The following is a 16,067-nucleotide window of genomic DNA, read 5'->3' as shown; positions in this document are numbered from 1 at the left end:
GTACCGCCCGGGCGCCAACTTCGACGCACACTATGGCACGGGCCCTTCACCATGTGTGGCGTTGCCTTGAGAGGTTCGGCGATGCCCATGCGATTGCGGCCGATGCGAGGGTAAGTTGATCGCCGCAACGTGTGAGGCCGGACCAGGTGCCGGGTGACCTGGGAGGATTTTTCTTGCGCATCGGCGAAATTACAATTGGCGCACTTCATGAGTGGTCGATGAATGCGGGCGCGGTGACGTCGTGGCATCCGACCGCGGAGGCGCAGGAGAAGGCCCGCCGAGCAGAGGTCAGCTCGGTGCCAGTCAGCTATATGCAGAGCCAACACCTGCGCAACTACTGCGAGCGCACGGAAGCGGGACTGAACTTCTCCCGGCAGATCATCGCCAGCTGTGAGGTGGCCGGGCAGTGCGATATCGAGGCCATGGATCACGCTGTCAACGCCTACCTGCGTCGACATGACACCTTCCGGAGTTGGTTCGAACGCACCGATGACGGCGATTTCACCCGCCGTGCCCTCGACGATCCGGCCGACATCGAGTTCGTGCCGGTCGATCAGGGGCATATGACGGCCGATGAGATCCGTGCGCACGCCGTGGCTATACCGAATCCGTTGGAATGGGGTTGCTTCACGTTCGGAATCGTCCAGAACGAGAACCACTTCACGTTCTTCGCCGCCATGGATCACGTTCACGGGGATGCGACGCTGATCGGCACGACGATGATGGAAGCCAACGGTATGTACTCGGCGCTGAGCGCAGGCGGTGACGCTCTCACGCTGCCCGATGCCGGTAGCTTCGACGACTTCTGTATCCGAGAGGGCGAGTACACGTCGGCGTTGACGGAGGACTCACCGGGTGTACGCAGGTGGATCGAATTCGCCGAGAACAACGGGGATGGCTTTCCGGAGTTCCCGCTCCCGCTCGGCAACCCGAACGATTCGACCAGCAGTGACATGACCTCGTACGTTCTGATGGACGCGGCGCAGACGGAACGCTTCGAAGCGGCCTGCTCGGATGCCGGCGCGCGCTTCGTCGGCGGGTTGTTCGCGTGCCTGGGCCTGGTGGAACACGAGTTCACCGGTGCTCTCACCTACTACGGGCTGACGCCAAGGGATTCCCGGACAGCCGGCGACAACTTCATGACACAGGGCTGGTTCACAGGTCTGATCCCTATCGTCGTCCCGGTGGCGGCGACCTCCTTCAGCGAGGCCGCCGCGGCGGCGCAGGGGTGCTTCGACTCGAGCCTGGACATGGTGCGGGTGCCGTACTACCGCGTGCTGGAGTTGGCGCCGTGGTTGAACTGGCCGCAGCCGAACTTTCCGGTGTCGAACTTCCTGCACGGTGGCGCTGCGCCGCTGAACGCCATCCTCGCGGCGGGCGCCATGGGGCTCGCGAACAACATCGGGATCTACCCTGATGGTCGGTTCTCGTATCAGTTGACGATCTACATATTCCGGTACGGGGAGGGCACGGTCATGGCGATCATGCATCCCGACAACCCGGTGGCCAAGAAGTCGGCCACTCGCTATATGGAGGCGATGAGTTCCGTCGCCGTGCGGGTCGCTGACAGCGGGCACTGGGGGCGCGTCGCATAGCTTGGAGCGAATGTATGGCAAGGGCTTTTCCGCACAGGGCAGGCGCTGTGCGAGGGTGAGGGCGATATGCGACGGCTAGCCGATCTTGTGGTGCGGTGGCCCCTAGCGGTGATAGGGGTCTGGATCGCTATGGCGATCGCCCTCCCGCTGACATTCCCGTCGCTGGGCGAGATGGCCGCGAAGCACCCGCTCGTCATCCTGCCCGCGGACGCGCCGTCGAGTGTCACCGCGCTGAAGATGAAGGAGGCGTTCCAGGAGCCGGGTTCGGACAATCTCCTCGTCATCGCCCTCATCAACGAAACAGGGCTCAAGCCCGCCGACGAGGCGACCTACCGCAAGCTGGTGGACGCGATACGCGACGACGACAGAGATGTCGTGTCGGTGCAGGACTTCGTCAGCACGCCGCAGCTGCGGACGTTCCTGACTAGCGACGACAAGACGACCTGGGTTTTGCCGGTCAGCCTTGAGGGTGAGTTGGGCACGCCGCGTGCCTATGAGTCCTTCAACCGCGTCGCCGACATCGTCAAGCACAACACCCCCACGAAAGACATCCCCGCGAGCGACAGCCCCGCAAGCGACGGCCTGCTCACCGTGCACATCACCGGTCCCGCGGCCACGGTCGCCGACCTCACCGTCGCGGGTGAGAAGGATCGGCTGCCGATCGAGCTGGCGATTGCGCTGCTGGTCCTCGCCGTGCTGCTGCTGGTCTACCGCAGCGCGGTCACGATGCTGCTGCCGTTGATGACGATCGGGTCGTCCCTGGTGATCGCGCAGGCGCTCGTTGCGGGCTACTCCCATCTCACGGGCTCAGGTGTCTCGAATCAGTCCATCGTCTTCCTGAGCGCGATCATGGCGGGGGCCGGAACCGACTACGCGGTGTTCCTCATCAGCCGCTATCACGACTACGTGCGGTCGGGCGCGGATTCCGAACGGGCCATCAAGTCGGCGATGATCTCGGTCGGAAAGGTGATCACCGCGTCCGCCGCCACGGTGGGTCTCACATTCGTGTGTCTGAGCTTCGCCCAGATGGGAGTGTTCCGAACCGTCGGCGTCTCATCGGCGATCGGTATCGGCGTCGCCTATCTCGCCGGTGTGACCCTGCTGCCCGCGATTCTGGTGCTCGCAGGCCCGCGCGGCTGGGTCAAACCGCGGCGCGAGCTGACCGCTCGGTTCTGGCGGCGCTCCGGGATTCGCATCGTGCGCCGGCCGGTGCCAAATCTGGTGGCAAGCGCGCTCGTGTTAGGCATTCTGGCGAGCCTCGCGACCTTCGCGCACTTCAACTACGACGACCGCAAGGTGGTGGCGTCGTCGGCGCCGAGTTCGGTCGGCTACGCCGCACTGGATCGACACTTTCCGATCAGTCAGGCCATCCCCGAGTACATCCTCGTGCAGTCACCGCGCGATCTGCGCTCACCGCAGGCCCTCGCGGATTTGGAGCAGATGGCCTCGCGTGTCGCTCAACTGCCGAACGTCGGCCTGGTCAGCGGCATCACTCGGCCCGTGGGTGAGGTCCCGCAGGAGTTCAGGGCCACCTTTCAGGCTGGCATCGTGGGCGATCGGCTGGCCAGTGGCTCAGCCGAGATCGGCCAGCGCACCGGCGACCTCAACCGGCTGACGGACGGCGCCAACACGCTGGCCAAAAGCCTCAGTGACGTACGCGCCCAGGTCAATCAGATGGCTCCCAGCATTCAAGGTCTGCTCGACGCGGCCTCCTCCATGAAGACCGAGGAGGGCGGCGACAAGCTGGTGCGCGACGTGGAGGCCGCCGCCAGGCTGGTGCAGGCCGCCAACCGGCTCGGCAACGCCATGGGCGTCAACTTCGCCACGGTTCGGGACATGTTCGCCTGGATCGGCCCGGTCCTACTGGCGCTGCAGGGCAACCCGGTCTGCAACGCCGATCCCTCGTGTAGCGACACGCGCAACCAGTTCGAGCGGCTCGCCGCGGCGCGGGACGCCGGAGCCCTGGACGAGATCAACGCCGCCGCGAAACAGTTGTCGAGTTCCGGCGACAAGGAGACGCTGTCGGCGACGGTGAACAAGCTCAACGGTGCGATGGCGAGCATCTCCAAGGCGGCGAAGGCCGCCGGGCTCGAGGGCCCCGGCGGCGCTCAGAGCAGCCTGACTCAGCTGCAACAGGGCGCCAACCGCCTGGCCGGCGGCAGCCGAGAGGTGGCCGGCGGTGTCGACCAGCTCGTCGAGCAGGTCAAGGTGATGGCCGACGGACTCAACCAAGCGTCGGGTTTCCTGCTGAACATGAGAAGCCAGGCCGCGGACCCGTCGATGGCGGGGTTCAATATTCCGCCAGAAGTGCTGGGTCTTGCTGATTTCAAGAAGGCCTCCGCGGCATATATTTCGCCGGACGGGCATTCGGTGCGGTACCTGGTGCAAACCAAACTGAGCCCGTTCAGCTCAGAGGCGATGGATCAGGTCAACGAAATCGGTGACGTAGCGCGGGGAGCCCAGCCGAACACCACGCTGTCCGATGCCACGATCTCGATGGGCGGCTTCCCCGCCGCGCTGCGAGACACTCGTGACTATTACGAGAAGGACATCCGATTCATCATCGCGGCGACCCTCATCGTCGTCCTGCTGACATTGATGGTGGTCCTGCGATCGTTGATCGCGCCGCTGTATCTCGTCGGCTCCGTGGTGATCTCGTACTTCGCGGCAATCGGCGTCGGCGTTCTGATGTTCCAATTCATCCTCGGCCAGCAGCTTCACTGGAGCGTGCCGCCCTTGGCATTCGTGGTGCTCGTCGCGGTGGGCTCCGACTACAACATGCTCTTCGCATCGCGAATGCGGGACGAGTCCGCGCACAGCGTGCGTTACGGCGTCATCCGTACCCTGAGTTCCACGGGCGGCGTCATCACCGCGGCGGGCCTGATCTTCGCCGCCTCGATGGCCGGTCTCATGTTCTCCAGCATCGGCCTCGTGATCCAGAGCGGTTTCGTGATCGGTGTGGGCATTTTGCTGGACACCTTCGTGGTGCGGACCATCATGGTGCCCGCGATCGCGACCTTGGTCGGCCGAGCAAACTGGTGGCCCTCACGTGTGGGGCCTGGGAAGTCGACGTCGCGGGCGTCGGTCACCGCGCAGGGATGAGCACGCCCAAGTGATGTATGTGACACTGAGAACGGAGCGGAGGGGTCATGGGCTCCGATGAAGCCGCCCTTCCACGGCGCAGGTTGATGAGACTCCGCGCCGACAAATTCGACGAGTGAGTGCGGATATAGCAATGACATCTACTGCTCGGTCATCTGTCCTGTCCATGCTGCATGGGCGGGCCAGTATGCGACCCGATGACGTGGCGATGACCTTCACCGATTACACGCACGACCCGGCGGGTGTCGTCGAGAGCCTCACGTGGTCGCAGCTGTCTCGTCGGACGATGAATGTCGCGCGCGAACTCAGCCACCACGCGGCGGTCGGTGACAGAGCGGTGATTCTGGCGCCGCAGAGCCTGGACTACGTCACGGCCTTCCTGGGCTCGATGCAGGCCGGCTTGATCGCGGTTCCGCTCCCGCTGCCGCACCGCGGCTCGGCCCACGATCGTGTCAGCAGCGTCTTCGAAGACACGTCGCCAGCTGTCGTGCTGACGACCTCTGCCGTCGCCGGAGACGTCGGCGACTACGTCGACCAGTCACGTCTGGACGCCGCACCGAAGTTCGTCGAGATCGATTCGCTGCCGCTGGACAGCGAGTGCATCGGGCCGGACGGACCGGGCCCGCAGCAGGCTGAGCTGCCGAGCGTCGCGTACCTGCAGTACAGCTCGGGCTCCACGCGTCTGCCGACCGGTGTCATGATCTCGCATCAGAACCTCCAGTCGAATTTCGAGCAGATCATGCGCACCTTCTTCGCGGGTGTGCAGCTCAAATCCTCGTCAGATGTCACGTTCGTGTCGTGGTTGCCCTTCTATCACGACATGGGTTTGATGCTTGGCATCTGTGTGCCCATCCTCAGCGGCCATCCCGTTGCGTTGACGAGCCCGATGGCGTTCCTGGAGCGGCCGGCCAGATGGATGCGAGCGTTGGCGGAGAATCCACACGCCTTCTCCGCGGCACCCAATTTCGCCTTTGACCTGGCTGCCCGCAAAACCACCGACAAGGATCTTGCCGGGCTCGACCTCGGCGGGGTGCGCGGGATCATCAACGGCGCCGAACGTGTCGAGCCCGCCACCTTGGAACGCTTCGCGGATCGGTTTGCTCACTTCAATTTTCGGGACCACATGCTGCGCCCCTCCTACGGTTTGGCGGAGGCCGTGGTCTTCCTGGCCGGGAGTACCTGGAGTGAATCCTCGCCGTCGACTCGCTTCGATGTCGACGAACTGAGCGCAGGCCGTGTTCGGCCGCCCGCAGCGGGGAAGGGCACCGCGCTGATCAAGTACGAACTGCCGGCGTCACCCCTGGTGCGGATCGTGGACGTCGATACGAACCGGCAATGCGCGCACGACGTCGTGGGCGAGATCTGGGCGCATGGTGAGAACGTGTCAGCCGGCTACTGGAGTCGGACACCGGAGGAGCAGCAGTGCTTCGGCGCCACGCTCGTCGACCCCTCGCCCGGCACACCTGACGGGCCGTGGCTGCGCACGGGTGACCTCGGCTTCATCCATGAGGGCGAGTTGTTCATTGTCGGACGCATCAAGGACGTGCTCATCGTTCGCGGGCGCAATCACTATCCCGAGGACATCGAGGCGACGGTCCAGGGGATAACAGGCGGTCGCGTCGCGGCGCTGGCGGTTCCGGTCAACAGCACTGAAGAGCTGGTCACCGTCATCGAGCTCAAGAAGCGCACCGACGCCAACGGTGACGCTATGCACTGGCTCACCGAGGTCAAGAGCGATATCACCTCCGCGATATCCAATGCGCACGGACTGAACATCGGCGACGTCGTGCTCGTACCGCCGGGGTCGATTCCCACCACGACGAGCGGCAAGATCCGGCGTGCCGCGTGTGCCGAGCAGTACCAGCAGCAACAGTTTGCTCGGCTGGACGCCTAGTAGGCTTTGAGGTCAGGTCAGATGCGTCGAGCAAGGGGAGTGTGAATGCGGAGACTCGTTGCATCGGTCACCGCGTTGGTAACCGTCGGCGCCGCAGGATGTTTCGGTGCCGGCAGCGCTGTGGCCGATGATCCTCCGGCCCCGCCGCCACCGAACCCCTCGGCCAACGGGACGCCTCCACCGCTGGGGACGCCGGGCCGGGCGTACGCGCTCGGTGGCGCGCATGTGCTGGGCATTCCCTACGACCAGTACATCATCGACACCGGCAAGTACTGGTTCCCCGAGAACCAGGCACAGAAGCAGATCGTCCGCTATCCCGCCGGTCAGGTGCAGGGGCACACGCTCGAACGCCTCTTTCCTGGTATCGGCGCCATCGGGGAGCAGATCCTGCCGGGGCTGGGCCTCGACGGTCCCAGCGTCGGCCAGTCCGTCGATGAGGGCGCACCGCACACCATCGAGACGATCAAGGCCGGCGGGCCCGGCACCGTGATGGGCCTCTCCGAGGGCGCGATGGTGCTCAACGACGTGCAGGCCCGGCTCGCGTACGACCCGGCCGCGCCGCCACCGGATCAGTTGAGCTTCGCGATGTTCGGCGACCCGGTGGGCAAGCACGCGTTCGGCGAGGGCTTCCTGACTCAGATGTTCCCCGTCGGCGCTGTCGTGCCGTCGCTCGACTACCGCATCCCGGCCCCGGTCGAAAGCCAGTACGACACCTATCAATTCATCTCGCCCTACGACAGCATCGCCGACTGGCCGGACCAGGCGGACAACAGCTGGATGAGCGTTGCCAACGCTGTGGTGGGTCTCGCGACCGGCCACACCGCGGTCGCGTTCACCGACCCCAGCAACGTGCCCGCCCGGAACATCCGGACGACGGTCAACTCCAAGGGCGCGAAGACGACGACGTACATGATCCCCGAGCAGCATCTACCGATCGTGATGGGATTCAAGTACCTCGGCGTCGACGAGGCCACGCTGAACAAGCTCGACGCGGTGCTGATGCCCATGGTGGACGCGGGCTACTCGCGCAACAACGATCCGGCGACGGCGCCGATCACAGTGGACCCGGTGAACGGTTATGACCCGGCGGAGGTCACCGCACCGTCCACCGATGCCTCGTTCGGGGGCAGCGGCGGCACCGATCCGATCTCGCAGCTGCTCTCCGGGGCGCAGTACGTGCTGAACAACCCGCCTGCACCCTAGTAGCGGCTACAGGGCGGCGAACCCCACGCCGATCAACACGAAGCCGATCGCGGCCAACAGGGCGGCAACACCAAGGCGGCCCCGCAGCCGCAGCCAGTCATTCAGGGCCAACAGTGCAGCGCGGGTGCGCTCCGGTGCCACTAGGTAGCAGAGCAACGGGATCTCCACCAGCCCGAACGCCACGACGTTGAATGCCATCAAGGCGCCGAACTGAGTGGTGGCTGCGGCGCCGGAGGCGACGATGAGTGCCAGCGCGGCGACATAGTCGATGGACGGCAGCGCGATGCCGAGGCCCGCGACACCGGCCGCCCACAGCGAGCGGCCGTTGAGCAGTTGCCGTGTGCGGGTCGCCAGCGCTCCGAATCGTCGCGCGATGAGGCCCGGTGATCCGTCGACGCGCTTGCCTCCCAGCAGGCCGGTGGCCACCAGCGCGGCATTGGCCAGCACCACCGCGCCCACCACGATCTGCACCCTCGGCAGAGTGAAATGCGCAGACCCCAGGGCTGGCCGCAGGACGAACAGCACGATCACGCCAACCGCGGTGCCCATCGCGAAACCGCCAGTGAGGAAGGCGAGTAGCTGCAGGCCCGGTCGGGGCCGGTTGATTATCAGGACCGTCATACCGATCCGGAAGGGCTCCAGACTGACCGCAACGGCCATCACCAGGAGCGGGATCCACATGATGGCGTCACGTTACCGGGCTTGCATTCACGGCGATCCAGACCCTGGCCGACGCTGCGCTGCCCGGCGATGATGGACCGGTGACTTCCGTGCGTACCGACCTGCCGGTCGTCGACCTCCGGGCCGAGCCCGCAGAGCTGCGTACCGGGCTCCGGACGGTCGCCCACGACGTCGGGTTCTTCCACCTGATCGGCCACGGCGTGCCCGCCGAGTTGCCCGAGCGGGTGCTGGTGGCAGCGCGCAGGCTGTTCGCGCTGCCACAGGCCGACAAGGACGCGGTCGCGATGGTCAACAGCCCACACTTCCGTGGGTACACGCGCATGGGCGGGGAGTTCACCGGCGGCGTGGTGGACTGGCGCGAGCAGATCGACATCGGGCCCGAGCGGCTGAGCTTGAGTGATCCCGCCGAGGCCTATCTGCGGTTGCAGGGCCCCAACCAGTGGCCTGCCGGGCTGCCCGAGCTGCGCGACATCATCGCCGAATGGGACGCCGTGCTGGCCAACGTCGGTCGAAAGCTGTTGCAGCAGCTGGCTGCGTCGTTGGGCAGCCCCGAGGACGTCTTCGAGGAGGCGTTCGCCGACACCCCGGCCACGCTGATCAAGATCGTGCGTTACCCGGCCAGGGCGCAGACCCCGCAGGGCGTCGGTGCCCACCGCGACGCCGGCGTGCTGACCCTGCTGCTCGCCGAGCCGGGTAGTCGGGGTCTGCAGGTGCGGGGGTCCGGGGCGAGCGAAGCGACGGGAAATGGGTCCGGCAACGAGTGGATCGACGTGGACCCACTGCCCGGCGCGTTCATCGTGAACATCGGCGAGATGCTCGAGATCGCCAGCGGCGGGTACCTGCGCGCCACCGAGCATCGGGTGACCCTGAGCGCCCGCGAGCGGATCTCGGTGCCCTACTTCTTCAATCCACGCCTCGACGCGCAGCTTCCCGTTTTGCGGTTGCCCACCGACCTCGCGGCCGACGCCCGCGGTGTCACCGCTGATCCGTCGAACGAGAGGATCTTCTCGGTGTACGGGCGAAACGCATGGAAGAGCAGACTGCGCGCACACCCCGATGTGGCCGCCGCGCACGGCTACGGATCCTCTGTGTGAAGATGGAGTTGCTATGAGCAGCACTGATCTCAGTCCAGCCTCCCTACGCGAGGCCTTCGGTCACTTTCCCACCGGCGTGATCGCGATCGCCGCGGAGGTCGACGGCATCCTCGTCGGGCTTGCGGCCAGCACGTTCGTCCCGGTGTCGCTTGACCCGCCGCTGGTGTCGTTCTGTGTACAGAACTCATCGACGACGTGGCCCAAGCTCAAGGATCTCCCGGTGCTGGGCATCAGCGTGCTGGGTGAGGCTCATGATCAGGTGGCCAAGGCGCTCGCGGCCAAGACGGGCGATCGCTTCGCCGGTCTGGAGACCAAGTCCACCGACGGTGGTGCGGTGTTCATCCACGGGACCAGCGTGTGGCTGGAGAGCGCCATCGAACAGCAGGTCCTGGCGGGCGATCACACCATCGTCGTCCTGCGGGTGCACGAGATCACCGTGCACGACGACGTCGCACCCATCGTGTTCCACCGCAGCGCGTTCCGCCGCCTCGGCGCCTAACCGGGGGCGCTAGGGCTTGGCGCTGAGTGCCTCGCGGTAGCCCTGGATGCGGCGGTCGATCTCCGCTGCGTCGTCGGGTCGGCCCTCTTTGCGGGCCAGCTCCGCGCGAGTGGTGAGTTCGCGGATGGCAGTGCGAATATCGTTGACGCTCTTCGTTTCTCCGTAGCTCATGAGGATGACCTCCCTCGTTGATGGCTATTTTCCTCGAGCGTACGCGCCTTGGGTACCCGCTACGGGGCCAATGAGACGTGGCGACGGGAATCTCGAGGATTCTCGCCGCCACGTCGCGTTGGCAGGTCTTTGGAACGTCTCCGGTTTAGCTGCCTGGTCTGCTCTTCGCGCAAGCGCTCATCGGTGTTGTCTGCTCTTCGCGCAAGCGCTCATCGGTGTTGTCTGCTCTTCGCGCAAGCGCTCATCGCCGGAACAGCTTGTTGCCCAACCACACGACCGGGTCGTACTTGCGGCCGGCGACACGTTCCTTCATCGGGATCAGGGCGTTATCGGTGATCTTGATGTGCTCGGGGCAGACCTCGGTACAGCACTTGGTGATGTTGCAGAGGCCCAGCCCGAAGTCGTCCTGGGCCATGTCCCTGCGGTCCACGACGTCGAGCGGATGCATGTCCAGCTCGGCGATGCGCATGTGGAAGCGCGGCCCGGCGAAGTTCTCCTTGTTCTCCTCGTGATCACGAACCACGTGGCAGACGTTCTGGCACAGGAAGCACTCGATGCACTTGCGAAACTCCTGGCTGCGCTCGACGTCCTCCTGCTGCATCCGGTAGTCGCCCGGCTGCAGATCCTTCGGCGGGGTGAACGACGGGATCTGACGCGCCTTCTCGTAGTTGAACGACACGTCGGTGACGAGATCGCGCATGACGGGGAAGGTGCGCAGCGGGGTGACCGTCACCGTCTCGTCGGGATCGAACGTCGACATCCGGGTCATGCACAGCAGCTTCGGCTTGCCGTTGATCTCCGCCGAGCACGAGCCGCACTTGCCTGCCTTGCAGTTCCAGCGCACAGCGAGGTCCGGGGTCTGCGTCGCCTGCAGCCGGTGGATGATGTCGAGCACCACCTCACCGTCATTGACCTCGACGGTGTAGTCCTTCAGCTCGCCGCCGTCGTCGTCTCCGCGCCAGACCCGCAGACTTGCGTTGTAGGCAGCCATGTCAGGCCTTCCGTTCGGGGTGCTCGGTCAGTTCTTCATCGGTGTAGTACTTCTCGAGTTCGGAGAGTTCGAAGCACTCCAGTAGGTCGGGCCGCATCTGCGTCTGCCGCTCTGGGACGACGGTGACTCTCGGGACCATCGCCTCGCTGGTGGCGACCTCGGTGGTCTTGCAGACCAGCAGCGTGTTGCGCCAGTTCGCATCCATATCCGGATGATCGTCGCGGGTGTGCCCGCCGCGGCTCTCGGTGCGCTGCAGCGCCGCCTTGGCGACGCACTCGCTGACCAGCAGCATGTTGCGCATATCGATCGCCAGATGCCAGCCCGGGTTGTACACCCGGCCACCCTCGACGGCGACGTTCTGCAGGCGGCCCCTGAGCTCGTCGAGCTTTACCAGCGCCTCCTCGATCTCGTCTTCCTTGCGGATGATGCCGACGAGGTCGTTCATCGACTGCTGGAGTTCGGCGTGCAGCGTGTACGGGTTCTCGGGATTCTCATGTGCCTCATACGGTGCCAACGCCATCTTGGTGGCCTCGTCGACGGCGTCCTGCGGCGGCTTGGGCCGTTCGGCCAGCGCCCGTACGTAATCGGAGGCGCCGAGTCCGGCGCGACGGCCGAACACCAGCAGGTCGGACAGCGAGTTGCCGCCCAGTCGGTTGGAGCCGTGCATACCGCCGGAGCACTCGCCGGCCGCGAACAGGCCCGGGGTCGCAGCGCCGCCGGTGTCGGGATCGACCTCGATACCGCCCATCACGTAGTGACAGGTCGGGCCGACCTCCATCTCGTCCTTGGTGATGTCGACCTCGGCCAGCTCGATGAACTGGTGGTACATCGAGGGCAGGCGGCGCTTGATCTCCTCGGTGGGCATCCGCGAGGCGATGTCGAGGTAGACGCCGCCGTGCGGGGTGCCGCGGCCCGCCTTGACCTCGGCGACGATGGCCCTGGCGACCTCATCGCGGGGCAGCAGGTCAGGTGTGCGGCGTGCCGAGTCGTTGTCCTTGAGCCACTGGTCGGCCTCTTCCTCGGTCTCGGCGTACTGCCCCTTGAACACCGCGGGGATGTAGTCGAACATGAACCGCTTGCCCTCGGAGTTCTTCAGAACTCCGCCGTCACCGCGCACACCCTCGGTGACGAGAATGCCCTTGACCGACAGCGGCCAGACCATCCCGGTCGGGTGGAACTGGATGAACTCCATGTTGATCAGGTTGGAACCCGCACGCAGCGCCAGGGCGTGGCCGTCGCCGGTGTACTCCCACGAGTTCGACGACACCTTGAACGACTTGCCGATGCCGCCCGTCGCGAGCACGACCGCCGGGGCCTCGAACAGGATGAAGTTGCCGGTCTCGCGCCAGTAGCCGAAGGCGCCCGCGATCCTGTCGCCGTCCTTGATCAGGTCGGTGATGGAGCACTCGTGGAAGACCTTGATCCGCGCCTCGTAGTCGCCGAGTTCCCTCTTGTCCTCCTGCTGCAGCGAGACGATCTTCTGCTGCAGGGTGCGGATGATCTCCAGCCCGGTGCGGTCGCCGACGTGCGCAAGCCGCGGGTAGGTGTGCCCGCCGAAGTTGCGCTGGCTGATCTTGCCGTCCTTGGTGCGGTCGAACAGCGCACCGTAGGTCTCCAGCTCCCACACCCGGTCGGGGGCCTCCTGCGCATGCAGTTCGGCCATCCGCCAGTTGTTCAGGAACTTGCCGCCGCGCATGGTGTCACCGAAGTGCACCTGCCAGGAGTCCTTGGTGTTGACGTTGCGCATCGCCGCCGCGCAGCCACCCTCGGCCATCACCGTGTGGGCCTTGCCGAACAGCGACTTCGTGACCACGGCGACGCGCAGACCGCGTTCCCTGGCCTCGATCACTGCGCGCAGTCCAGCCCCGCCGGCTCCGATCACGACAACGTCGTATTCGTGCCGTTCGAGTTCAGCCATCTACGTTCAACCTCGCTAGTTCGTGAATTGTGCTGCTTTTCCAACAAAATCGACGGTCCAAGAGAATCAGCAGTCCGGCAGAATCAGCCGATGAATCGCAGGTCGCTTATCGTCCCGCTGGCCACCAGCATGATGTAGAAGTCGGTGAGCATCAGCGTGCCGAGCGTTATCCAGGCGTACTGCTTGTGCCGGGTGTTGAGCTTGCTGACCTGACCCCACATCCAGTACCGGATGGGGTGCTTGGAGAAGTGCTTGAGCCGGCCGCCGACAACGTGGCGGCAGGAGTGGCACGACAGCGTGTAGACCCACAACATCGTCACGTTGACGACGAGGATCACGTTGCCGAGGCCGAAACCGAACCCGGTGGGCGAGTGGAACGCCACGATCGCGTCGTAGGTGTTGATCGCGGAGATGGCGGCGGCGATGTAGAAGAAGTACCGGTGCGTGTTCTGGATGATCAGCGGCAACCGTGTCTCGCCGGTGTACTTCGCGTGCGGTTCGGCCACGGCGCAGGCGGTGGGCGACTGCCACACCGACCGGTAGTACGCCCCGCGGTAGTAGTAGCAGGTCAGCCGGAACAGGAGCAGGAACGGCAGTGAGGCGGCCGCGTACGGCAGCCACCACACGTCGGGCAGGATCTGCGGCCAGAATCCACTCGCCTCAGGCGTGCAGCCCTTGCTGATGCAGGGGGAGTAGAACGGCGTGAGGTAGTGGTACTCGGCCACGAAGTAGTTGTTCTGGAGGAATGCCCGCACCGTGGCGTAGATGACGAACGCGGCGAAGCCGAGGTCGACGATCAGCGGCGAGCGCCACCAGTTGTCGGTACGCAGCGTGCGCTGGCTGATCTGCGCTCGCGTCGGGGAGAAGACACCTGTGCCGGGGCGGTCGGCGGTGGGTGCGCTCACGGATATTTCCTCACTTCGGTCGTAATGTTGCGACGGTGGTGCGGCGCGCGGTAGCGCCGTGGATCAGTTGACCCACGGCGGCACCAGCTCACCGCACTCCGCCAAGGCCTTCGTCGTCGACGTCCTGCCAGAAGTCGCTGGCGTACTGGGTGTCTGGGATGCCGATCTTCTCCCCGACGTGGTGGTGCAGGCTTCCGCCGCGGTTGAATTCCAGTTCCTCGGCATCGATGTCGAGACGGTCGATGTCATTGAGGATGCGTTCGGCGTCGTTGACGATGCGCCGCATCTCCGGGGTGTCCCCGTAGCGTGAGGCCAGCGAGGTCACACAACGCCGTAAGCCACCGATCAGTTCGTGTAGCTGGGCGAGTTCAGTAGTAGTGGACAACGAGTCGACCTCCTTGGGCTGAAGGGTGTCACGAATCACATTACGACAGACGATGCTAGCCACATCACTGGATCGACGTGACGCGGGTCACGTTCTCAACAGGAGGTTGGAGAGTTGTCCAAGCAGGATCTTCAGAAAAGCGCCGTCGCACTGCTCGCCTTGCACGTGCCAGGCACACCGGTGGTGCTCCCGACGGTCTGGGACGCGTGGTCGGCCAAGCTCGCGGTCGATGCGGGATTTGCTGCGCTGACCGTTGGCAGCCATCCCGTCGCCGAGTCCGTCGGCAAGCCCGACGGTGAGGGCATGTCATTCGACGAGCTGATCGCGCGCGTTGCGCAGATCACCGGCGCCGTCGACGTGCCGATCTCGGTGGACATCGAATCGGGCTACGGCGAGACGCCGCAGCGGATCATCGAGGGACTGCTGTCGGTGGGCGCGGTCGGGTTCAACATCGAGGACACGGTGCACAAGGAGGGCAAGCGAATCCGCGCCGCCGAGGAGCACGCCGCGCTGGTGGGTGAATTGCGCAGGGCCGCTGATGATGCCGACGTGCACGTCGTGATCAATGCCCGGACCGACCTGTTCCTCCGGCAGGACGGTGACGAGGCGGATCGCTTCGAGCGTGCGGTGTCTCGGCTCAAGCTGTGCGCCGACGCGGGTGCTGACAGCCTGTACCCCGTGGGTCGACACGATCCGGACACGTTGCGCCGCCTGACATCCGAGCTGCCGCTGCCGGTCAACGCCATCGCGCTGCCCGATCAGGACGACCCGGCATCGTTCGGACCGCTGGGCGTCGGCCGGATCAGCTTCGGACCGTTCCTGCAGTCCGCCTTGTCGGCCCGGGCGGGTGAGCTCCTCGCGCCATGGCGATAGCGAGACAACGAGATCCTCAGGCAGCCGGGCCCGGTTGGTCGATGAAGGTGAGATCGGGCAGCGGCTGCTGGCAGAGGCGACTGGCTTCGTCGGCGGGCATGCCCAGCAGGGTGAGAACGTTCTGCGTCACCGTGTCCGCGGCCTGGGAGTCGTCGCGATCCGGTTCGTCGTGGAGTAGTTGACCCAGACCGAGCAGCGCCCCTCCGACCATTGCGAGGGCCAGGCTGACATCCGTGACGTGGAATCTGCCGGCCTCGACGGCGGCGCTGATGTCGCGCCGTGCCCGCGGTGCCAGACCCCTGTCCGAGGACAGGAGGGACAGTCCGGTCGACAGCAGTACCCGGCTTTCCTGGGGGCGTCGACGGAACATCCGCCCGGTCAAGCGGAAGCTGCACGAAAACGCCTCGGCTGGGTCGTCGAGCGACTTGGTGTAGGCGTCCAGTAGATCCGCGTGCACGTCGAGCGCGTCGGTGAGGGCCGCGTCGAACAGCTCTTCCTTGCTGTCGAAGTGGTTGTAGAACGATCCCATCCCGACGTCGGCGGCCTGGGTGATCTCGAGAACCGGCGCGTTGAGCTTGCCGGCCGCGATGAAGGATTGCGCCGCGGCGATCAGTGCCGCCCGGGTCCGCTGTTTGCGCCGAGCCAATCGGTTCGGCTGATCGCCATGCCGCTCGGGCGGCTGCGTCGTCATCGCGATGGTGCCCCTTCGCCCGCGGATCCTTCCGGAATTCAGTTGATTCTAACCGGCGCCTCAAT

Annotated in this window: 14 protein-coding genes; 7 read left to right on the top strand and 7 right to left on the bottom strand. The window is 65.4% G+C overall.

Annotation, left to right across the window (positions count from 1 at the left end; all coding sequences use genetic code 11):
• The first annotated feature begins 173 nt into the window (after window positions 1-173).
• From ACZY0X_RS05220 to pe, 4 genes are all read left to right on the top strand, one after another.
• A complete protein-coding gene (locus tag ACZY0X_RS05220) occupies window positions 174-1,595 on the top strand; it encodes a condensation domain-containing protein (RefSeq protein WP_463768534.1) in 1,422 nt (473 codons plus the stop codon).
• A gap of 66 nt (window positions 1,596-1,661) precedes the next feature.
• Window positions 1,662-4,697, top strand: a complete 3,036-nt coding sequence (locus ACZY0X_RS05215) for an MMPL/RND family transporter (protein ID WP_463768532.1) — start codon at window positions 1,662-1,664, stop codon at window positions 4,695-4,697.
• A 133-nt stretch (window positions 4,698-4,830) separates the two neighbouring features.
• On the top strand, window positions 4,831-6,591 hold the full coding sequence (locus ACZY0X_RS05210) for an AMP-binding protein (RefSeq protein ID WP_463768531.1): 1,761 nt from the start codon (window positions 4,831-4,833) through the stop codon (window positions 6,589-6,591).
• Between the two features lie 45 nt (window positions 6,592-6,636).
• Window positions 6,637-7,794, top strand: a complete 1,158-nt coding sequence (gene pe / locus ACZY0X_RS05205; RefSeq protein ID WP_463768530.1) for an acyltransferase PE — start codon at window positions 6,637-6,639, stop codon at window positions 7,792-7,794.
• A 6-nt stretch (window positions 7,795-7,800) separates the two neighbouring features.
• Here the strand turns inward: pe and ACZY0X_RS05200 are convergent, their stop codons facing one another.
• A complete protein-coding gene (locus ACZY0X_RS05200) occupies window positions 7,801-8,475 on the bottom strand; it encodes a GAP family protein (protein WP_463768529.1) in 675 nt (224 codons plus the stop codon).
• Window positions 8,476-8,534: 59 nt separating this feature from the next.
• On the opposite strand from ACZY0X_RS05200, the gene ACZY0X_RS05195 reads away from it, so the two are divergent.
• Window positions 8,535-9,569: an isopenicillin N synthase family dioxygenase gene (locus ACZY0X_RS05195; protein ID WP_463768780.1), complete on the top strand. Its 1,035-nt coding sequence runs from the start codon at window positions 8,535-8,537 to the stop codon at window positions 9,567-9,569.
• A gap of 13 nt (window positions 9,570-9,582) precedes the next feature.
• A complete protein-coding gene (locus ACZY0X_RS05190; protein WP_463768528.1) occupies window positions 9,583-10,068 on the top strand; it encodes a flavin reductase family protein in 486 nt (161 codons plus the stop codon).
• 9 nt (window positions 10,069-10,077) lie between these two features.
• Here the strand turns inward: ACZY0X_RS05190 and ACZY0X_RS05185 are convergent, their stop codons facing one another.
• From ACZY0X_RS05185 to ACZY0X_RS05165, 5 genes are all read right to left on the bottom strand, one after another.
• Window positions 10,078-10,239 (bottom strand): hypothetical protein, encoded by a 162-nt coding sequence (locus ACZY0X_RS05185; protein WP_463768527.1) that lies wholly within the window; start codon window positions 10,237-10,239, stop codon window positions 10,078-10,080.
• Between the two features lie 241 nt (window positions 10,240-10,480).
• Window positions 10,481-11,230, bottom strand: coding sequence for a succinate dehydrogenase/fumarate reductase iron-sulfur subunit (locus ACZY0X_RS05180; protein WP_463768526.1), 750 nt, complete (start codon window positions 11,228-11,230; stop codon window positions 10,481-10,483).
• A gap of 1 nt (window position 11,231) precedes the next feature.
• On the bottom strand, window positions 11,232-13,148 hold the full coding sequence (locus ACZY0X_RS05175; protein ID WP_463768525.1) for a fumarate reductase/succinate dehydrogenase flavoprotein subunit: 1,917 nt from the start codon (window positions 13,146-13,148) through the stop codon (window positions 11,232-11,234).
• An 83-nt stretch (window positions 13,149-13,231) separates the two neighbouring features.
• Entirely contained in the window at window positions 13,232-14,053 is an 822-nt protein-coding gene (locus ACZY0X_RS05170) for a hypothetical protein (protein WP_241401659.1), read from the bottom strand.
• Between the two features lie 88 nt (window positions 14,054-14,141).
• Window positions 14,142-14,438, bottom strand: a complete 297-nt coding sequence (locus ACZY0X_RS05165) for a hypothetical protein (protein WP_241405896.1) — start codon at window positions 14,436-14,438, stop codon at window positions 14,142-14,144.
• Between the two features lie 114 nt (window positions 14,439-14,552).
• Between ACZY0X_RS05165 and ACZY0X_RS05160 the strand changes: the two genes are divergently transcribed.
• Complete coding sequence (locus ACZY0X_RS05160) at window positions 14,553-15,311, top strand: isocitrate lyase/PEP mutase family protein (RefSeq protein ID WP_463768524.1); 759 nt, start codon at window positions 14,553-14,555, stop codon at window positions 15,309-15,311.
• A gap of 16 nt (window positions 15,312-15,327) precedes the next feature.
• Here the strand turns inward: ACZY0X_RS05160 and ACZY0X_RS05155 are convergent, their stop codons facing one another.
• Window positions 15,328-16,002: a TetR/AcrR family transcriptional regulator gene (locus tag ACZY0X_RS05155; RefSeq protein WP_463768523.1), complete on the bottom strand. Its 675-nt coding sequence runs from the start codon at window positions 16,000-16,002 to the stop codon at window positions 15,328-15,330.
• Window positions 16,003-16,067 lie beyond the last annotated feature (65 nt).

The organism is Mycobacterium sp. IDUB_39, assembly GCF_055419205.1.
The sequence above is the reverse complement of the archived record's forward strand: the minus strand, read 5'-3'. Positions and strand labels throughout refer to the sequence as shown.